Here is an 18,584-nt window from a genome sequence, read left to right as displayed (position 1 = left end):
GGGTGGATCTTCAGGGTGTGCTCCTTGTGGTTGTCAGCGCTGTCGGTGGCGCTGGGCGGTGGGTATCGCCGGTGCTGTGGTGGGCTGGGGGTTTCGGGCCTGATGTGCGCTGGGCGCGGGCGCCATGGTGGAGCGGCGGCGGGCGGCTTCGGCGCGGGGGTTGGGTGCGGGGTTGCGGCTGGTGTGCTGGATGCGGGTGATCAGGACGCGGGCGGGTTGGCGGGCGGTGGTGAGTTCGCGTTGGGCGGCGGCCTCCTTGAGGAGTTGGTGGGGTTTGTGGCCGCCGGCTTCGGCCTCGGCGAGGACGGTGGCGAGGGCTGGCCAGGCGGGGTCGGTGAGGATGCGGTCGGCGTGGTCGGGGACGGCAGCCCGGACGTCGTGGGCCAGGGTCCGGCGAGCCTGATCGTTCGGCTGTTGGGTGGCGAGGCTGTCGACGACGGGTGTGAGGGCTCGGTCGGCGGCGGCCTGGAGGTGGTGGAGGGTCTGGCGGGCTGCTTCGCTCTGGTGGGCGTGGTTCTTCGCCTCGTGCCAGCGGGCGGCGACGATCGTGGCCCAGACGAGGGCAGCGAGCAGGGTCGCCAGGGCGCTGCCGTCGGGGCCGGTGGCGGTGTGGGCGAGGTCGCGGGCCGCTCGGCGCAGGGTCGTGGCGGCCTGGTTCTCCGCGCGGATCTGGGAGCGCTGAGCGCGGGCGAATGCCCGTGAGGCTGCTCGGAGTTCGGCGTGGAGGTGGTTGGGGGCCTTCTGGGCCGTGGCTTCGATGAGGTCGCCGAGCGCGGTGATGTGGGCTTGGGCGTGCGTGTCGTCGGCCATCCCCTGGTGGAGGGTGTCGAGGGCGTCGGTGGCCTGGTGCCAGGGGGTGGCAGGCCGGTCTCGGCGGGCGGTGGGGTGCTCCTCCGGCGCGGTGGTCTCCAGGCGGGCCTTGAGCTTGGGGAGGGTGAGGTCGGGGGCGATCTTCCCACCGGGGTGGAAGATCTGTTCGCCGTCCTTGTTGAGGTCGCCGGGGCGGCCGACGGCGTAGCCGAGGAGGTCTCCGGACGGTCCGCGGCGGGGTTTGACCGCGATGCCCATGGCTTCGAGGTAGGCGAGGAGTTCCTCCGTGTCGCTGGCGTGGGGGATGGCGGCGCGGATGCGGTCCTGGAGCCAGTCGCGGCTGGTCTGCTCCCAGCCGAGGCGCTGTGCCTTGTGCATCTCGGCCTGCGTGGGAGCGCGGGTGCCGGTGCGGTCTCCCTTCTTCAGGCAGCGCAGGCCGTAGTCGGTCTCGATCTGGCGGCAGGCGTCGCCGACGCGGATGCCGCTGTCGTGGAGTTTGGGGCGGCGGCCGTCCTCGCGGACGGTGGTGGCGAGGATGTGGATGTGGTCGTCCGCGTGGCGTACGGCGATCCACCGGCAGGCCAGGTCGTCTCCGGGCGGGGCGATGCCGGCGGCTTCGACGATGCGCTGGGCGATGTCGGCCCACTCGATGTCGGAGAGGTGACGGTCTTCGGGGGCGGTGCGGACGGGGCAGTGCCAAACGTGGTCGGTGACCTTCCTTCCGAACTCGCTGTTCCGAAGATGGACGGGCTCGTCGAGATGGCGGGCGAGCTGGGTGAGGGTGGCGTCCGGGTCGCGTCCGGGGTCGGGCATGCCGAGCATGGCGAAGCCGGCGACGATGTGCGGGTCGGTGTGCTCGTCGTGGCGACCGGGGCCGTAGAGGTAGGCCAGCAGTCCACGGGTGTTGGACCCGGCCGGTTTGATGGCGGCGATCACGCGGCCAGGTCCTTCCTGGAGTCTGCCGGTTCGCGCAGGGCCTCGGCGATCAGCTCCAGCAGGCGATGGAGCTCGTCGAGACGGTGGCGGATGTCGGGTGGGGTGAGGTCGCTGTTGAGGGCGCGGGCGATCTGGTTGACGTTGACGCCGATGCGGTTGAGCTCGCGCAGCACCTGGGCGCGGAACATGTGGGTGCGGCGGCGGTCCTCGGACAACGGCAGGTTCGCCGTGAAGCTGCCGGCGATGAAGGCGAGGACGATGTCCGCGGCGAAGCCGGATTCCCCCTTGTAGCCGTTCTCGGCAGCGGCCTCCTGGAGCGCGTTGTGCTCGTCGCCGGTGAACCGCAGCGGGCCGACGCGGACGGTCCGCTTGGTGCCGGTGAAACGGCGGATCGCCGGCTGGACGCTCTGCACCGCTCGCTCGCCGGCCGTCGGCTCGGTGACGTGTGTGGGGCGGAGGATCTGCTGCTGGACGGCGTGGAGCGCGTCCGGGTCAGGGCCGCCCTCGGTCCCGACCGCCCGGTCCGGCGCCCCCTGGCGCTGGGCCGTCTCCGCCACCCCCGGGGCGGAGATCCCCGAAGACCGGCCTTGAGTCGGACTCGGGGTACTACTGGCTCCGCCATGAGCCGTCCGTCCGAACGCCAGCCGCAAACGCTCCGTCAGCGTAGGCGACTTCGTCAGCGACGGCAGTACGCCGGGGTTGCCGGCGTGGTTGGGGTCGTGCGTCACGATCGGGATCTCCGGGAGGGTCGGGAGGATGGGCGAGGTGGTCGTCAGCCGTCTTGGGAGGCGCTCAGCTCGGCCTTGACCGCGCGGACGATGACGCCGGCGTCGTCGCTGGCGACCGTGTATCCGTCGCCGCGTACTGCCTGCTCCAGGAGGTCGCGGGACAGGCGGCCGTGCTCGTCAAGGAGCCGGTGGGCGTAGTCGCGAAGGACGTCGGCGGTGGCGCGCGGTTTGCCGCCAGCCCGTTTTCGCTTCGACGTGGGGCGTTTGGCAGGTGGGATGTGCGGGCCGTTGCCCGTGGGCGGCGGAGTCGCCTCTTGCGGCAGGGCCGACCGATTCGGGCGGGCCGTCGATTCCGGGCCGGAACGGGCTGTCGATTCCGGGCCGGAACGGGCGGTGGGATTCGGGCGGGCGCCTGGGTGGGGTTCCTCGTCGCCCGGATCTGACGGATGCGGACGGGCGATGTCTTCTGCCCGCCCCTTGCCGTCCGCCCGCCCGTCGCCGTCCGCCCGGGAGTGGTCGGGGTGTGCTGCGGGCGGCCTGGCGGGCTGCCCGGCGGGCGGGGTCCAGCGCCCGGGCAGGTCGATGGTGGCCAGGGCGGCTGCTTGGCGGCGGGTGGCTAGCTGGCGCAGCAGCTGCTCGTTGCGGCGCGGGTCGACGTCGATGCCAGAGCGGGCCAGGGCCCTGGACAGGCGGCGCACGGTACGCCGGCCCACCCGTCCGGTCCGCTGCCCGGGCGTCATCTCGGCGAGGCGGGCCGCCAGAGCGACGGCCCGCTGCGTGGCCCGGTCGCGGATGATCTCGGCGGCGCCCTGGCCCTGCTGGACGATCCCCAGGCGGGCGAGCAGCCGCTCGCGGGCCTGCCGTGTGAGGACGGCGGCGAGTCCGCGGGAGGCGGCGTCGGGGGTCCGCTGGCGCAGCTCGATGCCCATGGCCAGGTGCCACAGCACGGCGGCCATCACGGGGCCGGTGAAGGCACGCACGGTGCCGCCGACGGGGCCGGCCTCGGCGTAGGCGGGGATGGTCTGCATGGCGGTGATCACCCAGACCAGAACTCCGGGCAGACCCGCCGTCTGCCGTGGCCCGTGCAGGTTCTGGCGGGCCATCAGCGCCATCGAGAACAGGGCGAGCTCGGCGGCGGCGAACATCGCGGTGCGCTCGGCGGTGTTGCGCATGTCGAGGTAGTGGGCGGCGAACCGCCAGCTCGTGTCCGCGCTGTAGGCGGTGCACACGAGCGCCGCCACGGCCGCTGCGACGACGGCGGCCGAGAGACGCCGCTTCCGATCGCGGGTGTGGCCTTGGCTGGATAGGGCCCTCATGCCCGCACTCCCGTCGCCGTGACGACGAGCTCTCGGGCGGTGCCGGCCTGGGGTGCGGTAACGAGCAAGGGTGGTTCTCCACGAGCTGTGAGGGCGGGGCGCTTACGCTGCCCCCTCTCCAAGGAGGGGGCAGCGCGTACGCGCCAAGGGTGTGAATGCGCCGTTCGATGGCGCGTAGGCGTCTGATCTGCGGTTTCCCGAGATTCGTACGCGGCGGAGGCGGTGCGTACGCGCCCTCGGCGGGTCGGGGCGCGTACGGCACCGCGTACGGGTCCGCCGGTCAGGAAACGGCGGTCATGTGGCGGGTGACGGCCGTCCAGCGGGTCGCCTGGCCGCCCCCGGTGCCGCCGCCGGCACCGGTCTCCTGGGCGGCGTGTCCGCTCTTGGTGAGGTTCTCCAGGCGACGCCTCGCCCTGGCGATGTCCGCCGCGACGGGCTTCTCCTCGCCGGTGATCTGCGTGGCGAGCTGGCGGGCGGTGAGCCCGTTCGCGCCCGCCTGCCGCAGGAGGGTCAGCGGGTCGAGGCTCGTGTCGACGCGCGAGGTGCCACGGGGGTGGTCGTGGACGACCGGCAGCGGGCCGATCTCGTCGTCGATCGTCTTGAGGTGGTGGAGGTGGACCACCGGGTCCCCGGCCGCGCCGTTGAGGAACAGGACGCTTCCCGCGCCTGCGGTGAACCAGGCCGAGCCGTAGACCTGGTCGAGGACAGGGCGCTGGGTGCGCGAGGCGTCGGGGCCCTGCTTGCGCTGGTGGTGCAGTTCGAGAAGCTCGACGCCGTCGCGCAGGAGCTGCTGGCGGGCGTTGTTGTACGCGAGGCCGGCCTCGTCGTCGGTGAGCTTGCCGACCACGTCCTTGAGGCTGTCGATCACCACGGTGTCCGCCCCGTGCTCGGCGGCCAGCTCGGCGAGAAGCTGCGGCTCGGTGTTGAGCGAGGCGGGCAGCGGTCCCGACCAGAACACCAGGCGCCGGCCCAGGATGTCCCGGTCGGCCTGGTGCACGACACGGGTGAAGGCGCGGGCGAGCTGGCTGGGCCGGTCCGCGGCGATGTAGAGGACCTTCTCGCCCTCGCGCACGGGCATGTCCAGGACCTGGGCGAGCAGGCCGAGGCGGGCGAGGACGATCTGCTGCGCGATCGTCGACTTTCCGACGCCTGGTGGCCCGACAAGCATCAGGCTCTCACCCGAGGCCCATGCCGCTTTTCCCGGCGTCCCCCATACGGGCTCGGTGGTGGCCGGGGTGTCGGTGACGAACGACCAGCCGTCCACGGCGTACCGCTGGAGTCGCCCGCCCGAGCTGCGGCGGGCTCGGTCGGCGGCCTCGCTCAGCGATGCCGCCAGCAGGCTTCGCACCTCGGTCGGATCGGCTCCCGGCGCGATGGCGCCCTGGAGCACGCGGACCGCCGTGGCCTGCAGGACCCGCAGGTCGGCATGGCTGCGGATGATGTCCGCGTAGTACGAGGCACCCGACCCTACGGCCGCCGAGGTCGCCAGGGAATGCAGGTACTGGGGGCCGCCGACGCGCGTGAGGTCGCCTGTGGACTTCAGCTGGTGGGACAGGGCGATCGCGGCGGTCGGCGCTTTCTGCCTGCGCAGCTCCAGCAGGGCGTGCCAGATCGTGGTGTGCGCGGGCCGGAAGAAGTCCCCCGGCTCCAGCACCTGCCGGACCTCGTCGATGACCGCGCCCTGGAACATGCAGGCCCCGAGGACGGCTGCCTCGGCCTCCGCGTCGTGAGGCGGGGTGGCCGTGACGCCGATCGCGTCCTGCGGGCTGGGGTGGGAGGGAGTGAATGGTGCTTGCCACTGCGGGGTCGTACCCTGGGGCACAGAGCTTCCTTGTCTCGGGCCGATACGGACTGGCAGGTCCCGGCACCGTGTAGATCGTTTTGGGCGGTCGTCTTGGGAGTCGCTGCGGCCTTGGTGCTCCAACACCGGGGCCGCTTCTCTGTACGGGTCTCAGGCGGCCTTCTCGTACCGCGATGCGGTCATCAGGTCGGCCAGCCGTGCCGCGCTGTGCGGGCTGATCGTCGTGGTGAATCCGGCGCAGACGCGTCGTAGGGCCTGGGCCCGGGCTTCCTCCTGTCGTGCGGCTCGGGTCGTCGTGGGGGTGGTCGGTGCTGTGCTCGCCTCGGGCAGCAGGCGCACGGGCAGCTCCTTGTGGGCGGTGCGGGGATGGCAGTCCCCGCACCGCGCGGGTCGTCGGGCGGTCGGTACATCGCGCCGCCCCCGAGTGCTCCAACACCCGGGGACGTGCATGCCGCCGGCGGAGGACTGGCAGGTCGACCGCCGCAGCAGTGCCCCCAAGGATCCAGAGAATTCCCGGTTTACCTAACCGGCGATTTGCTGCTATGTTTCCGCCCGCCGTGAGCGGCCCTGCCCCATCGAGCAGCTCTCAGAGCTGGTTCTGCTCGATGTCGATGCGGTCCCAGTCGAAGACTCCGCTCGGCTTGCTCGACGCGTCGATGACCACGCCGGAGAAGAGGAAGCGGAGCACGGCGTTGCGCCGCTCGTCCGTCATTTCGTCGGCCTCCCAGGCAGCTCTGGCCCCCGGCCCCGTGAGTCCATCGAGCAGCTTCACCGGCCGCACGACCATCCGCCGCTGGGCCTTGGCGATCCGGTCGGTGATCTCCTTGCGCATCGTCCGGTACTCCGCCGTGGAGATCTCCTTGGCGGTCCACATCTGGTTGAGCTCGGCGAGCTGCCGCTGGTCAGCCTCCACCGCCTCGGTCAGGGCGTTCGTCGGTGTGGCGGAGGCGAGTTGGCCGGAGACGGTGAGGCGGCCGAGCAGGTCGATCGCGGCCTCGGCGACGAACTCCTCCAGCTTCACGGCGGCGATGCGGCGGACGCACTTCTTCTCGTCGTTGCGGCTCTTGCGTGTGCACAGGTACGAGGGCACGGCCCCGACCTTGGTACCGGACATCAGGGTGCCGCAGCGCTTGCACATGACCAGGCCGCGCAGCAGGTAGAAGCGGCGCAGTTCCAGGTTGGTCTGGTGGATCGCGGATCGGTACTCGCGGCGGGCGCGGACCTCGGCCCAGGTGCCGGCGTCGATGATGGCGGGCCACTTCCCGGCGCCGACCTCCTCGCCCCGATGCATGCGGATGCCGGCGGCATGGCGGGAGTCGAGCAGGGCCCGGACGGTGCCCTGGGTCCACTCCTTGCCGTACACGGTCTTGATGCCGCGCTTGTGGAGGACGAGCGCGATGGCGACCGGGCTCTGGCCCTTGAGGTAGCGGTCGAAGACCTCGCGGACGATCTCGGCCTCGTCCTCCCTGACGGTCATGCCGTCGGGCTCGTACCCGAACCGCCGCTTGCCCGAGTGCGGCATTCCGGTCTCGGCCCGCTCCGCCAGCGCGGACTTCAGGCGGCGGGAGGTGTCGTCGGAGGAGCGGCAGGCGTGGGCGACCTCGATACGGAGGATGAACCGGTCGTCGGGGTCGGAGAGGTTCCGGCGGTTCGCCTCGCCGTGCAGCACGATCTCCTGCTCGTCGGAGACCTGGAGCAGCTCCTCCAGGTCGCGCGGCTGCCGCATGAGCCGGTCGGGGTGGTACGCGATGATGTGCCGGAACTCGCGACGCCGGGCGCGTTCGAGAAGCTGGTCCCAGCCGGGGCGCTTGCGGTTGCGCCGCCAGGCGGAGCGGCTGTTGTCGACGAAGACGTGAGCGGGGTCGATGGCCAGGCCGCGCCGTTCGGCGATCTCCCGGCAGATGCGTTCCTGCCGGTCGACGCCGGTCTGGTCGTCATCGTCGGCCTGGGATATTCGGCAGTACAGGGCGGCCGGTTCACCTGGGGTGATGGTCGGCTCTCGGTGCTTGGGGCGGGGCATGGCACCGATGGTATGAGCAAGGCTTGGGCTCCCCGAACTTCCGGCACCCGGTCACGCTGGCCAAGGAGCTGATCTCGCTCGACGACATCTCCGGCGGCCGGGTCACCCTGGGCATCGGTGCGGGCGGCAACGGCTTCGACGCGACGGCCCTCGGGCAGGAGCCGTGGACGCCGCGCGAGCGCGCGGACCGCTTCGCCGAGTTCGTCCCGCTGCTGGACCGGCTGCTCACCGAGGACACCGTCACCGCGCAGGGCACGTTCTACTCGGCGGACGAGGCGCGCAACATCCCGGGATGCGTGCAGCGCCCGAGGCTGCCGTTCGCGGTGGCGGCGACCGGACCGCGCGGCCTGAAGCTGGCGGCGAAGCACGGACAGGCGTGGGTGACCACGGGCGACCCGAAGCTGTTCGAGACGGGCACGCCCGCCCAGTCGGTCGAGGCGATCCGCGGGCAGATCACGAAGCTCGGCGCCGCGTGCGCGGAGATCGGCCGGGACGTCGAGCCGATGGAGAAGATCCTGCTCACCGGCTTCACGCCGGACCGCCCGCTGGACTCCTTCGACGCGTTCGTGGACTTCGCCGGCACGCACTTCGGCCTTGGTTTCACCGAGATCGTGATCCACATGCCGATCGCCGACTCGGTGTTCGCGGCGGACGAGGCGGTCTTCGAGAAGATCGCCACGGAAGGCCTCGCCCAGCTGCGCTGAGCGCTCGGCCGGGTCAGCGCACCTTCCCGCTCATCCAGGGGCTGAGCGTGCCGCGCAGGACGAGTTCCTTGTAGGTCTCGTCGCCGGGCAGCGGCACGATCAGCCACCAGCCGGGCGGGAGGAAGCGGCCCTTCACATAGGCGAGCCCGCCGTGGACCGCGCGCAGGAACGCGGGGACGGAGTCGCGCGGCACGTCCTCGAAGTCCACGCCGTCGACGGTGATCTTCGCGTCGTCCTCGGGGAAGACCTGGACGGTGACGGCCGGGGTGCCGCCCAGCTCGACGAAGGCCTCGTGCGGGAGGGAGCCGTCCGGGTCGAGGACGGCGAAGGCGCCGGCGGAGGTGCGGCGGGAGGTCTGGTCCGCGCCGATGTCGTCGGTGACGACCATCTCCAGGGCGAACTCCCGGGCGACCTCACGGATCGCGGCGACGGCCGATTCGGTGGTGGGCAGATGCGGACGGTCCATGGCGACGATCATGCCTCACGGCCGCGCCGGGCGGGCTCAGGAGGGGAAGCGGATGAACTCCGGCGGTACGGCGTCCGTGAGCCAGACCCCGTTCGCGCTCACGTGGAAGACATGGCCGGCCCGGTGCATCGCGCCGGCGTCCACGCTCAGCACCACCGGTCGTCCCCGTCGGGCGCCCACCCGGGTCGCGGTCTCCCGGTCGGGGGAGAGGTGCACGTGGTGGCGGGCCATCGGGCGCAGCCCCTCGGCTCGGATGGCGGCCAGACCGGACCCGACCGTACCGTGATAGAGGTACGCGGGCGGTTCGGCCGGCGGCAAGTCCAGGTCGACCTCGACGGTGTGGCCCTGGCTGGCCCGGATCCGCGTCCCCTCGACGGCGAAGCGACGCTTGTCGTTCGTGGCGACGACGTGGTCCAGCTCGGCGCGGGTGATCGGGAAGCCGTGTGCGGCGGCCGCCCGCAGCAGGGCGTCGACCTCGGTCCAGCCGTTCGCGTCGAGGACCAGGCCGATCCGTTCGGGCTGGTGCCGGAGATGCTTCGAGAGGTACTTGGACACCTTCACGGTGCGTCTCTCGTCCATCGGTGGGTTCATGGCGTCAGGATGCCGCAGGCCGGATCGCCGGACCATTCAATTCCGGGATGGATGTTTGATCCACAGCGAACTCGACTTATCCACAAGCTAATTGACGATTCTGTGGACAACTCATCAGTGATTTCTCATGACTTGTCCAAGTGTATTGTCTTTGTTGCCTTTTGAGGCGAGTGAGTCCAATGTCCTTGACTGTACTTCCCGTTCGGCCGCCGCCGCGATGAACGCGGCCACGCTCTCCGGGCCAACCAGGTTCTGCACGGCCCGAATCGTGGCGGACGGCAGGGCCACCTGGCGGGGCTCGTCCTCCAGCACCGGTGGCGGATGGGGCGAGAGGTGCTGCTGGAGGTGACGGGTGGCGAACATCCGCATCGCACGCGCCAGTTCGGCGTCGACCGTCTGCTGCGCGAGCGGGCGCAGCCGCCGCACCATCGTCGCCGCTGCGGCCGCGTCCGCGTCGGTGGGCGGGCGGTGCTCCAGATAACGGGCGAAGACGTGCTCGGTCGTGAACTCCAGGAAACGAGACGCTATGTGCTCCACCTGGACGCGAAGTTCCCGCAGATGCCCGGCGATTGCCGAGAGCGGCACGCCCGCCTCGTGCAACTCGGCAGCCACCGCCAGCTCTTGGGGGCTCGGCACCAGGAACTCGTCCTCACGTCCCGGAATCCGCTCCAGGACGCCGAGCTCGATCGCCTCGCGGACGGCGTCCTCGTCGGGCCGCCCTCCGAACGTGGCGTCGAGATCCTCGCGGGAGATCCGGTCGGCCTCCTCGTCCGTCCACGGACCGTCCACCTCCGCGACCAGGCCCAGTACCCCGCCGAGCCCGCGGCCCGCGTCCCAGGCCTCCAGGAGCTCCTTGATGGAGGCCAGGGTGTAGCCGCGGTCCAGCAGGTCCGCGATCTGGCGCAGCCGGGCCAGGTGCGTGTCCCGGTAGACGTTGGACCTGCCCCGCCGCTCCGGCCGGGGCAGCAGGCCGCGGTCCTGGTAGGCGCGGATCGTCCGGACCGTGGCACCGCTGTGGTGCGCCAGGTCCTCGATCCGGTACTCCGCGGGGGCCGGCTGCCCCGCCCCCGCCGACTGTGCTGACTGTTCCGACACGACCGCTCCCACCCGCGTGCTCCGCCTACCCCGTCGTGGCGCGGCCCGCCGGGCCCTCCGCGGTCCCGGGCGCGGCGGACGAGGCGAGATGTTCCACGGCCTGGCGCGGGGACCTCCTGCGAGGGATGGTACGGCCGACGGGCGAAGCCGGGTACGTCCGTACCGTGCCCGCTTCGTCCCGCTGGCCGCGGCGCCGCGGCCACCCGTACGGCCCGCGCCGCGGCGGTCACGCGGGCGGCTCCAGCCGGGCTATCGCCCGGAGGATCCGCGGACTGAAGCGGGACAGCAGACGGGAACCACGCGCCTCGGGAGTGACCGGCACCACCGCCTGGTTCCGCACCACCGCGCGCAGGATCGCGTCCGCGACCTTCTCCGGCGGGTAGTTGCGCAGGCCGTAGAGGCGGGACGCCTGCTTCTGCCGCCGCTTCTGCTCCTCCTCGCCGGCGCCGGCGAACCGCGCCGTCGCGGTGATGTTGGTGTTGACGATGCCGGGACATATCGCCGAGACGCCGATGCCGCTGCCCGCCAGTTCGGCGCGCAGGCACTCGCTCAGCATCAGCACGGCCGCCTTGGACGTGCTGTACGCGGGCAGGGCCCGGGAGGGCTGGAAGGCCGCGGCGGACGCCATGTTGACGATGTGGCCGCCCTGGCCGCGCTCGGCCATCTGACCGCCGAAGATCCGGCAGCCGTGGATCACGCCCCACAGATTGACGTCGAGGACCCGCTTCCACTCCTCGCTGGTCGTCCGGAAGAACGAGCCCGTCAGGCCGATACCCGCGTTGTTGACGAGGACGTCGACCACTCCGTACTCGCCGAGCACCTTCGCGGCGAGCTTCTCCATCGCCTGCTCGTCGCTGACGTCGACGGTCTCGGCCCAGGCCTCGGGGGCGCCGATCAGCCGCGCCATCTCCGCCGTGCGGACGGCCCCCTCGGCGTCCCGGTCGACGGCGACGACCCGTGCCCCGGCCTCGGCGAACGCGAAGGCGGTGGCCCGCCCGATGCCGCTCGCCGCGCCGGTCACCAGGACGAGCTGGCCGCCGAACCGCTCGGCGTACACCGGATCCACCGTGCTCCTGGGCGCCGTCGCCGGCGCCCTGGTGGCCGGATCCTCGTTGCGGTGCACGAACTCGGTGATCCATGAGGACAGTTGGTCGGGGCGGGTGCGCGGCACCCAGTGCTTGGCCGGCAGGGAGCGCCGGGTCAGGTCGGGCGCCCAGCCGGCGAGGTCGTCGTAGAGCCGCTCGGACAGGAAGGAGTCTCCGGTCGGGGTGATCAGCTGCACCGGGGCGTGCGCGTAGGCGTCGGCACGCGGGCGGTTCAGCCGGGCACGGACGTTGTCCCGGTAGAGCCAGGCGCCGTGCGCCGCGTCACTGGGCAGCGAGGGCGTCGGATAGTCCCCGGCAGAGACCTTCTCGATCCGCTGGAGGATCTTGGGCCACCGCCTGCCGAGCGGCCCGCGCCAGGCGAGTTCGGGCAGCACCGGCGTGTGCAGCAGGTACACGTACCAGGACTTGGCGCCCTGGCCGAGGAGCTGGCCGATCCTGCGTGGGGTGGGCCGGGCGATCCGCTGCTTGATCCAGTGTCCGAAGTGGTCCAGGGACGGGCCGGACAGCGAGGTGAAGGAGGCGATCCGGCCCTCGGTGCGCGGGACGGTCACGAACTCCCAGGACTGCACGGACCCCCAGTCGTGCCCGACCAGGTGGACGGGCCGGTCGGGGCTCACCGCGTCGGCGACCGCCAGGAAGTCGTCCGTCAGCTTCTCCAGGGTGAAACCGCCCCGCAGCGGCGCCGGCGCCGTGGACCGGCCGTGGCCGCGGACGTCGTAGAGCACCACGTGGAACCGCTCGGCGAGCCGCCCGGCGACCTCGGACCACACCTCCTTGGAGTCCGGGTATCCGTGCACGAGCAGCACGGTCGGCCGGCTCGCGTCGCCCAGTTCGGCGACGCACAGCTCGATCCCGCCCGTACGGACCCAGCGCTCCCGCGCCCCCTTCAGCCCCGCCATCACACGGCCACCCTTTCGTCGTTCCAGCGCCGCACGTGCGGCAGGTCGTCGTCCAGCCAGAAGGCGCTCTGCTCGGGGTCCCGGGAGTCGGTGACGACCAGGATCTCCTCGAACTTCGCCCCCGTGCCCCGGAATCCGAGGTGCGGCTCGACCGCCCACAGGCCCGGCCGGGGCGGATGGTCGGAGAAGGTGTACGGCGACCAGAGCGGCGACCAGCCGTCCCGGTGACCGTGCAGCGCGTCGCTCGCCAGGCCCTTCAGCGACTGTGTGCCGAAGCCGAACAGCGTCGGGGACCACCGGCGCTGCCGGACCCGGTCGATCTTGTGGGCGATGACGCCGAAGGGGTACGCGCGATGCCGGTTGGCGTAGCCCTGGCGGACCATGAGCCGGTCCACGTCCTCGTATATCTCCCGCAGGGAGCGGCGCTCGCGCACCTCGGCGAGGATCAGCTCGCGGTGCGCCCGCAGATCGTTCAGCAGCTTGTCGTGCAGGGGGTCGAGCCCCAGGCAGCCGGAGTACCCGATGTCCGCGGTGAAGCCGCGGTGGACGGGCGCCATGTCGAGGATGAAGGGCATGCCGGCCTCGAGCCGCCGGTTCGTCGGGAAGAACTGGAGCGGGACCTTGAAGCCGACGAAGGCGGTGCGGTCGCCGAACCAGGCGAAGGGCCGGTGGAACCAGTCCCGCACACCCCGCTCGTACAGCCAGTCCCGCTGCATCCTCGCGGCCTCGCGCTCGGTCACCCCGGGCTTCAGCTGGGCCGCGACGGCCTCCGCGCACTCGTACGCCAGCCGCTGCACGTCCCTGAACCCGCGCAGCTCCGCGGTCAGTTCGCTCGTCCCTGCTGAGGCCATGCCACCCGCCCGTCCCGTATGCAGCCGTGTGCGCTACGTGCCCGTAACTTGACACTGATGAATGTGACAATGAGCGGCGGCTGCGTCAAGAGGCGTGCAGCAGCCTGTGGAGAACTCGCGTGCGCGGTGGCCGGGGAGCGACTTTGGTCTCTCCTCCCCTACGGGTTCGTACGTCTGGAGTCGGACACGGACCGAGCCGTTGGGCTGACGACGGATGTGCGCTGCGCCACTAACGTCGAAGCGTGACTGTGATCGCCACCGAAAGCCTCAGCAAGCGGTTCCCCCGGGTGACCGCTCTCGACCGGCTCTCCCTGGACATCGGGCCCGGTGTGACCGGACTGGTGGGTGCCAACGGAGCCGGCAAGTCCACGATGATCAAAATCCTGCTCGGGTTGTCCCCCGCCACGGAGGGCACCGCAGCCGTACTCGGCATGGACGTCGCCACCTCGGGCGGCCTCATCCGCGAGCGCGTCGGCTACATGCCCGAGCACGACTGCCTCCCCCCGGACGTCTCGGCCACCGAGTTCGTCGTCCACATGGCGCGGATGTCGGGCCTGCCCGCCACCGCCGCCCGCGAGCGGACCGCCGACACCCTGCGCCACGTCGGCCTGTACGAGGAGCGCTACCGCCCCATCGGCGGCTACTCGACGGGCATGAAGCAGCGGGTGAAGCTGGCCCAGGCCCTGGTCCACGACCCGCAACTGGTGCTGCTCGACGAGCCCACGAACGGCCTGGACCCGGTCGGACGGGACGAGATGCTCGGCCTGATCCGCCGGATCTGGACCGACTTCGGCATCTCCGTCCTCGTCACCTCGCACCTCCTCGGCGAGCTGGAGCGGACCTGCGACCACGTCGTCGTGATCGACGGCGGGCGGCTGCTGCGCTCCAGCTCCACCAGCGACTTCACGCAGACCACCACGACCCTCGCGGTCGAGGTCACCGACTCCGACACCCACCCCGACGGCGCCGAGTCCCTGCGCACGGCGCTGACGGCCGCGGGCGTCACCCTCCACGAGGGCGTCGAGGACGGGCTGCCGGGCGCCGGCCACATCCTCCTGGTGGAGGCCGCCGGCGAGGAGACGTACGACCTGGTCCGCGACACCGTCGCCGACCTCGGCCTCGGTCTCGTCCGCATGGAGCAGCGCCGGCACCACATCGCCGAGGTGTTCCGGCCCGAGGGCTCCCAGCAGAAGCAGCAGGAGGTGCCGGCGCGATGAGCACCCAGGCCCAGACCCCCGAGACCACTCGGATCCACAACATCGGCTACCGCAACTACGACGGACCGCGCCTCGGCCGTGCGTACGCGCGCCGGGCCCTGTTCTCGCAGTCGCTGCGCGGCGCCTACGGACTCGGCCGCAGCGCCAAGTCGAAGGTCCTGCCGATGATCCTGTTCGCGGTGATGTGCGTTCCCGCGCTGATCATCGTGGCCGTGGCCGTCGCCACGAAGATGAAGGACCTGCCGCTGGACTACACGCGGTACGCGATCTTCACGCAGGCCGTCATCGGGCTCTACCTCGCCGCCCAGGCGCCCCAGTCCGTCTCGCGCGACCTGCGCTTCAAGACCGTCCCGCTCTACTTCTCGCGCCCGATCGAACGCCTCGACTACGTGCTCGCCAAGTACGGTGCGATGGCCTCCGCGCTCTTCCTTCTCACGGCCTCCCCGCTGGTGATCCTCTACATCGGTTCGCTGCTGGCCAAGATGGACTTCGCCGACCAGAGCAAGGGCTTCGGCCAGGGCCTGGTGTCGGTGGCGCTGCTGTCGCTGCTGTTCGGCGGCATCGGGCTGGTCATGGCCGCGCTCACCCCCCGCCGGGGCTTCGGCGTCGCCGCCGTCATCGCCACGCTGGTGATCTCGTACGGCGCCGTCTCCACGCTCCAGGGCATCGCCTACGGCACCGACAACCCCGACGCCATCAAGTGGCTGGGGCTCTTCTCCCCGGTCACGCTGATCGACGGGGTGCAGACCGCCTTCCTCGGCGCCACGACCTCCTTCCCGGGCGGAGCCGAGGCGGGACCGGGCGCCGGTGTCGGCGCGGTCTACCTGCTCGTCGTCATCGCGCTCATCCTCGGCTCGTACGCCGTCCTGATGCGCCGCTACCGAAAGGTCGGGCTGTGACCGCCCTCCCGTCGACCACCCCCACGCCTTCCAGGAAGGGGCCGCGCCCATGAGCACTCTTTCCATCGACCACGCCTCGCGGTGGTTCGGCAACGTCGTGGCCGTCAACGACGTCACGATGACGGTCGGTCCAGGTGTCACCGGACTCCTCGGCCCCAACGGTGCCGGCAAGTCCACCCTCATCAACATGATGGGCGGGTTCCTCGCCCCCTCCACCGGCACCGTCACCCTCGACGGTGAGGCGATCTGGCGAAACGAGTCGGTCTACCGGCAGATCGGCGTCGTCCCCGAACGGGAGGCGATGTACGACTTCCTCACCGGGCGCGAGTTCGTCCTCGCCAACGCCGAGCTGCACGGTCTGGGCGCGACCGAGGCCCAGCACGCGCTCGCCACGGTCGAGATGGAGTACGCGCAGGACCGGAAGATCGCCACCTACAGCAAGGGCATGCGGCAGCGCGTGAAGATGGCCTCGGCCCTCGTGCACGAGCCGTCGGTGCTGCTGCTCGACGAGCCGTTCAACGGCATGGACCCGCGCCAGCGCATGCAGTTGATGGACCTGCTGCGCCGGATGGGCTCCGCCGGCCGCACGGTGCTCTTCTCCTCGCACATCCTGGAGGAGGTCGAGCAGCTCGCCTCGCACATCGAGGTGATCGTGGCCGGACGCCACGCCGCCTCGGGCGACTTCCGCAAGATCCGCCGGCTGATGACGGACCGGCCGCACCGCTATCTCGTACGGTCCAGCGACGACCGGGCGCTGGCCGCCGCGCTCATCGCCGACCCGTCCACGGCCGGCATCGAGGTCGACCTGGCGGAGGGCGCGCTGCGCGTCCAGGCGGTGGACTTCGGGCGCTTCACGGAGCTGCTGCCCCGGGTGGCCCGTGCGCAGGGCATCCGCCTGCTGACGGTCTCGCCCTCGGACGAGTCCCTCGAATCGGTCTTCTCGTACCTCGTCGCGGCCTGAAAGGAGCCTGACCGATGTACAACCCCACAGTCGCACGGCTCACCTACCGGGCCCTTCTCGGCCGCCGGCGGGCACTGATCCTGTTCGCGCTGCCCGCCCTGCTGCTGGTCATCTCGGCGGCGGTACGGGCCTTCAACGGCGCGGACGACCAGATCGCCGCCGACGTCCTCGGCGGCTTCGCGCTCGCCACGATGGTGCCGCTGATCGGCGTGATCGCCGGCACCGGCGCGATCGGCCCGGAGATCGACGACGGCTCGATCGTCTACCTGCTGTCCAAGCCGGTGAAGCGGCCCGCGATCATCTTCACCAAGCTGATCGTGGCCATCGCCGTGACGATGGTCTTCTCGGCCGTCCCCACCTTCGTCGCGGGCATGATCCTCAACGGGAACGGCCAGCAGGTGGCGGTGGCGTACACCGTCGCGGCGCTGGTCGCCTCCATCGCCTACAGCGCGCTGTTCCTGCTGCTCGGCACGGTCAGCCGGCACGCGGTGGTGATCGGCCTCGTCTACGCGCTGGTCTGGGAGGCGCTGTTCGGCTCCCTGATCGCCGGGGCGAAGACGCTCAGCGTGCAGCAGTGGGCGCTCGCGGTCGCCCAGAAGGTGAGCGGGGAGGGCCTGGTCACCTCGGACGTCGGCCTGCCGGCGGCGGTGGCCCTGCTGGGCGGCGTGACCGTCCTGGCGACCTGGTACGCGGGGCAGAAGCTGCGGACGCTGAAGCTCGCGGGCGAGGAGTAGGACGCGGAGCACAAGGCCGGAGCCCCCCGATCGGGGAGGCTCCGGCCCTTGCCGCGTCGGCCCGGAGGCGCCCGGGCTCAGACCTTCCGGTCGCGCGCCGCGAGCAGCCCCACGCCCAGCGCCGTCGCGCAGACGCCCAGCACCAGGGCGATCGGCACGGTCCACGACCCCGTCGCCTGGTGGACCGCGCCGGCCGTCAACGGCCCCGCCGCGGCCAGCAGATAACCGACGGTCTGGGCCATCCCGGAGAGCCGGGAGGCGGTGACCGCGTCGCCGCTGCGCAGCACGATCAGGGTCAGGGCGAGACCGACCGCACCGCCCTGCCCGACGCCCAGCACCGCGGACCACAGCCAGGCGCCCTCGACCGGGGCGACCATCAGCCCGGTGTAGCCCGCCGCCACCAGGGTCGTGACCAGCGCGACCAGCGGACGCTGGCTGCGCATCCGTCCCGCGAGCAGCGGCACGACGAACGCGCCCGCCACCTGGATCAGGTTGTTGAAGGCGAAGACCACGCCCGCCGTGGACCGGCTCATGCCGTGGTCCGTGAAGATCGTCGGCATCCAGGCGATGAGGACGTACGACCACAGCGACTGCAGGCCCATGAAGAGCGTCACCTGCCAGGCCAGCGCCGAGCGCCAGACGCTGCGGGCGGGCGTCGCCGGGGCCGCCGCCCGTACCGCGTGCCCCGTACGGCCCCGGGCGATCAGCACCTGCGGCAGCCAGGCGACCGCCGCCACGGCCGCGAGCAGCGACCAGAAGGCGAGCGACGCCTGCCAGCTGTCGCCGAAGGCCTGCTCCAGCGGGACGGACGCCGCCGCCACCACCGTCGCGCCCGCGATCATCGCGCCGGTGTAGACCGAGGTCATCGACGCGGCCCGGTCCGGGAAGTCCCGCTTGATCAGGCCCGGCATCAGCACGTTGAGCAGGGCGATCGCCGTGCCGACCAACACGCCGCCGCCGTACAGCGCGTACACCGACGGCAGGACGCGCAGCAGGATGCCCGCCCCGAGCAGCAGCAGCGCCGCGAGCAGCACCGGTTCGGCGCCGAAGCGCCGCCCCAGCCACGGCGCCACGAGGGCGCCGACCCCGAGGAAGAGCACGGGCACGGACGTGACCAGCGAACTGGCCGCCGAGGACAGCCCGAACGCGGCCGCGATATCGCTCACCAGCGGCGAGACGCTGGCCAGCGCCGCCCGCATGTTGAGCGACGCCAGCACGATCCCGACCATCAGCCAGGCCGGATGAGCGAGCAGCGCCCGCCGCCCGGCGGCCCTGCGGGGCGAGGGCCGGACGTCGGCCTCCGCGTCGACGAGGGGGAGGGACAGGGGAGCTTCCGGGCGGGACACGACGGACGGCCTTTCCTTGCTGGGGTTGCTGGGATCGCTCCGGTGGTTCCGGGCGCAGGGGGAGCCCGCGGGCGGGTGGCGGTACGAGCGGCGGATTCCGTGGT

The 18,584-nt window shown here is 71.7% G+C and carries 16 protein-coding genes and 1 pseudogene; 5 read left to right on the top strand and 12 right to left on the bottom strand.

Annotation, left to right across the window (positions count from 1 at the left end):
* Positions 1-33 precede the first annotated feature (33 nt).
* From ACE1OA_RS17110 to ACE1OA_RS17085, 6 genes are all read right to left on the bottom strand, one after another.
* A complete protein-coding gene (locus tag ACE1OA_RS17110; protein WP_432753005.1) occupies positions 34-1,746 on the bottom strand; it encodes a relaxase/mobilization nuclease domain-containing protein in 1,713 nt (570 codons plus the stop codon).
* Positions 1,743-2,303 (bottom strand): MobC family plasmid mobilization relaxosome protein, encoded by a 561-nt coding sequence (locus ACE1OA_RS17105; RefSeq protein ID WP_432753004.1) that lies wholly within the window; start codon positions 2,301-2,303, stop codon positions 1,743-1,745. Before ACE1OA_RS17105 ends, ACE1OA_RS17110 begins: the two co-directional genes overlap by 4 nt.
* A gap of 215 nt (positions 2,304-2,518) precedes the next feature.
* Entirely contained in the window at positions 2,519-3,790 is a 1,272-nt protein-coding gene (locus tag ACE1OA_RS17100; protein WP_432753003.1) for a hypothetical protein, read from the bottom strand.
* Positions 3,791-4,070: 280 nt separating this feature from the next.
* Entirely contained in the window at positions 4,071-5,612 is a 1,542-nt protein-coding gene (locus ACE1OA_RS17095; RefSeq protein WP_432753002.1) for a DnaB-like helicase N-terminal domain-containing protein, read from the bottom strand.
* A gap of 129 nt (positions 5,613-5,741) precedes the next feature.
* Positions 5,742-5,930 carry a hypothetical protein gene (locus ACE1OA_RS17090; protein WP_125505406.1) on the bottom strand — a complete coding sequence of 63 codons (189 nt, stop codon included), beginning with the start codon at positions 5,928-5,930 and terminating at the stop codon, positions 5,742-5,744.
* Positions 5,931-6,177: 247 nt separating this feature from the next.
* Positions 6,178-7,611: a recombinase family protein gene (locus ACE1OA_RS17085; RefSeq protein ID WP_432753001.1), complete on the bottom strand. Its 1,434-nt coding sequence runs from the start codon at positions 7,609-7,611 to the stop codon at positions 6,178-6,180.
* Between the two features lie 29 nt (positions 7,612-7,640).
* Here ACE1OA_RS17085 and ACE1OA_RS17080 point away from each other — a divergent pair.
* Positions 7,641-8,315: pseudogene (locus ACE1OA_RS17080) on the top strand (LLM class flavin-dependent oxidoreductase); the annotation flags it as partial.
* A 13-nt stretch (positions 8,316-8,328) separates the two neighbouring features.
* Here ACE1OA_RS17080 and ACE1OA_RS17075 read toward each other — a convergent pair.
* The 5 genes from ACE1OA_RS17075 to ACE1OA_RS17055 form a co-directional block, all read right to left on the bottom strand.
* Positions 8,329-8,781: a hypothetical protein gene (locus ACE1OA_RS17075; protein ID WP_356601280.1), complete on the bottom strand. Its 453-nt coding sequence runs from the start codon at positions 8,779-8,781 to the stop codon at positions 8,329-8,331.
* A 36-nt stretch (positions 8,782-8,817) separates the two neighbouring features.
* Positions 8,818-9,360: an RNA 2'-phosphotransferase gene (locus ACE1OA_RS17070; RefSeq protein ID WP_356601412.1), complete on the bottom strand. Its 543-nt coding sequence runs from the start codon at positions 9,358-9,360 to the stop codon at positions 8,818-8,820.
* 126 nt (positions 9,361-9,486) lie between these two features.
* On the bottom strand, positions 9,487-10,467 hold the full coding sequence (locus ACE1OA_RS17065) for a MerR family transcriptional regulator (RefSeq protein ID WP_432753000.1): 981 nt from the start codon (positions 10,465-10,467) through the stop codon (positions 9,487-9,489).
* 226 nt (positions 10,468-10,693) lie between these two features.
* Positions 10,694-12,472, bottom strand: coding sequence for an SDR family oxidoreductase (locus ACE1OA_RS17060; protein ID WP_432752999.1), 1,779 nt, complete (start codon positions 12,470-12,472; stop codon positions 10,694-10,696).
* Positions 12,472-13,323 (bottom strand): M24 family metallopeptidase, encoded by an 852-nt coding sequence (locus ACE1OA_RS17055; protein WP_356601277.1) that lies wholly within the window; start codon positions 13,321-13,323, stop codon positions 12,472-12,474. Before ACE1OA_RS17055 ends, ACE1OA_RS17060 begins: the two co-directional genes overlap by 1 nt.
* Before the next feature lie 248 nt (positions 13,324-13,571).
* Here ACE1OA_RS17055 and ACE1OA_RS17050 point away from each other — a divergent pair, with 248 nt between their 5' ends.
* From ACE1OA_RS17050 to ACE1OA_RS17035, 4 genes are read left to right on the top strand one after another with little or no spacing between them, the layout of a single operon-like run.
* Positions 13,572-14,540, top strand: coding sequence for an ABC transporter ATP-binding protein (locus ACE1OA_RS17050; protein ID WP_356601411.1), 969 nt, complete (start codon positions 13,572-13,574; stop codon positions 14,538-14,540).
* Complete coding sequence (locus ACE1OA_RS17045; protein WP_356601276.1) at positions 14,537-15,439, top strand: ABC transporter permease; 903 nt, start codon at positions 14,537-14,539, stop codon at positions 15,437-15,439. The genes ACE1OA_RS17050 and ACE1OA_RS17045 overlap by 4 nt, the downstream gene beginning before the upstream one ends.
* A 49-nt stretch (positions 15,440-15,488) precedes the next feature.
* On the top strand, positions 15,489-16,400 hold the full coding sequence (locus ACE1OA_RS17040; protein WP_356601275.1) for an ABC transporter ATP-binding protein: 912 nt from the start codon (positions 15,489-15,491) through the stop codon (positions 16,398-16,400).
* 14 nt (positions 16,401-16,414) lie between these two features.
* A complete protein-coding gene (locus tag ACE1OA_RS17035) occupies positions 16,415-17,134 on the top strand; it encodes an ABC transporter permease (RefSeq protein WP_384867920.1) in 720 nt (239 codons plus the stop codon).
* 77 nt (positions 17,135-17,211) lie between these two features.
* Here ACE1OA_RS17035 and ACE1OA_RS17030 read toward each other — a convergent pair whose 3' ends face one another.
* The gene (locus tag ACE1OA_RS17030) at positions 17,212-18,480 is read right to left on the bottom strand and encodes a CynX/NimT family MFS transporter (protein WP_432752998.1); all 1,269 of its coding nucleotides are present in this window, start codon (positions 18,478-18,480) and stop codon (positions 17,212-17,214) included.
* Between the last annotated feature and the right edge of the window lie 104 nt (positions 18,481-18,584).

Origin of the sequence: Streptomyces sp. JL2001, from assembly GCF_050917515.1 — a bacterium.
GTDB lineage: Bacteria > Actinomycetota > Actinomycetes > Streptomycetales > Streptomycetaceae > Streptomyces.
Note: the sequence above shows the minus strand (reverse complement) of the source record. Positions and strands in the feature narration are given on the sequence as shown.